2 protein-coding genes and 1 pseudogene are annotated in these 1,960 nt (G+C 64.3%); all 3 read right to left on the reverse strand.

The window, feature by feature from the left end; genetic code table 11:
* Window positions 1-462: substrate-binding domain-containing protein (locus EN750_RS31925; protein ID WP_189526604.1), on the reverse strand; the 462-nt coding region annotated here is incomplete at its 3' end.
* A 37-nt stretch (window positions 463-499) separates the two neighbouring features.
* On the reverse strand, window positions 500-1,507 hold the full coding sequence (locus EN750_RS31930; RefSeq protein WP_127270346.1) for an ABC transporter permease: 1,008 nt from the start codon (window positions 1,505-1,507) through the stop codon (window positions 500-502).
* A gap of 3 nt (window positions 1,508-1,510) precedes the next feature.
* A pseudogene (locus EN750_RS31935) lies at window positions 1,511-1,960 on the reverse strand (3-hydroxy-3-methylglutaryl-CoA reductase); the annotation flags it as partial.

Raw genomic sequence — 1,960 nt, forward strand, 5'->3', positions numbered from 1 at the left:
CGCCTGTTCGCCGATCTCGGTCCAGTCGGCGCCGACATACGAATCGGTCTGGGTGTTCGATTCCAGGTTGATCTGCACAACTTTGATGCCGGCGGCCTGCGCCTGAGCCAGCAACCGGGCGTAGGACTGGATGTCGGGATTGTGCGCGACGATCAGGTCCGGCTTCTCGCTGATCAGCGACTGCAGCGCGCGGGTTCCCGCGTCGGTGCTCCAGGCGGGGTCGCGGATCTCGAAATCATACTTGAGGCGCTTGGCCTGCTGGCGCATCACCGCCGCCCAGCCTTCGGTCAGGTCGAAACCCATCGACAGCGGCAGGAAGACGACCTTCTTGCCTTCCAGCGTCTTGTGGAACGTCGTCGAGCGCGGATTTTCCAGGCCCTTGTCCTGGGCGCTGGCGGTGACGATACCGGCAAGCGCGATGCAGGCCGCGGCCAGCCACTTTGTCGTTTTCAGAAGTCGCATGGTTTCCTCCCATTGCATTTTGGCGTTGAAATTGGTGTCAGAGATCCCCTTGCTGGGACGTCTGCTCGTCGCGTGGGTTGACGAGCGAGTCGATGACGATGGCCAGAAGCAGGACCACGCCCTTGACCAGGTTCTGGATCGTGTAGGCGATGTTCATGATCGTCATGCCGTTGAGCAGGATGCCGACGAAGATCGTGCCCAGAATGACGTTGCGAACCTTGCCGTGGCCGCCATTCAGGCCGATGCCGCCCAACACGACGACCAGAAGGATGTCGTAGATCATCGTCGAATTGAAAAGCCGGGCGTTGATCGCCGACGCCGACGAGGCAAGCACCAGCCCGGCGCCGTAGGCGATCAGCGCGCTGATCGCATATTGCGCGACGATCATCGGCCGGTTGGAAATGCCGGTGATCCTGGCGGCGCCCGGATTGTTGCCCATGGCATAGGTCTGCCAGCCGAACCGCGTGCGGCTGAGCACCAGATGCAGCGCCAGGCAAAGCATGGCAAAGACCACCACCGTCACCGGGACGCCGAGGATGCGGCCCTGCCCGATCAGCGAGAACCATTCGGCGCCTGGCGGCACATTCTGCATCTCCAGCGTGAAGAAGAAGGTTCGGCCAAGGCCGTAGATGACGGAGCCGGCGGCAAGCGTCGCGAAGATCGGCGCGACCTCGCCGAAAGCGATCAGCATCCCGATCAGCACGCCGGCGACCACCGCGAACAGCGCGCCGATCAGCAGCGCGAATTCCAGCGAATAGCCCGAGCGGGCGATCACGAAGGCCCAGGACACCGACACCACCATCGTTGCGATCATCGAGACATCGATGCCCCTGGCGATGACGACCAGCGCCATTCCCAGCGCCAGGATGCCGAGAATCGAGACGCTTCTGATCAGGGCTAGGATGTTGCCGGGGCTGAAGAAGGACGGCAGCAGCAACGAGAACAGCACGAAGGCCAGCACCGCCAGCACCAGCACGATGCCTTCCTGGCTTTTGAGCAGGCTGGAAAGCCGAGCCTGATTTCCGCGTGCGGCTGCCTCGCTCACCGCTCAGGCCTCCTCTTTGCCCAGTCTGAGCAGGATTTCCCTGGCGCGATCGACGCGCACATCGTGATCCGCCGCAAGTTCCTTTGCCACCGCATCGATATTCGCGCCGCTCGCGCCCGCCACGATGGCTATGTTGCGGGCATGCAGCGCCATGTGTCCACGCTGGATGCCTTCGGTTGCCAGCGCCCTGAGCGCCGCCATGTTCTGCGCCAGCCCGACCGCGACGGTGACCTCGGCAAGCTCTTGCGCCGTGGTCACGCCGAGGAGTTTCAGCGCTGCGCGCGCGGCCGGGTGCGTCTTGGTGGCGCCGCCGACCATGCCCAGCGCCATCGGCATTTCCAGCGTCCCCACGAGGTTTCCGGCGGCGTCGATCTCCCAGCGGCTCAACGACGTATAACGGCCGCCGCGCGCCGCCCAGGCGTGGGCGCCGGCCTCGATCGCCCGCCAGTCGTT

Origin of the sequence: Mesorhizobium sp. M7A.F.Ca.ET.027.03.2.1, assembly GCF_003999175.1 — a bacterium.
Taxonomy (GTDB): domain Bacteria; phylum Pseudomonadota; class Alphaproteobacteria; order Rhizobiales; family Rhizobiaceae; genus Mesorhizobium.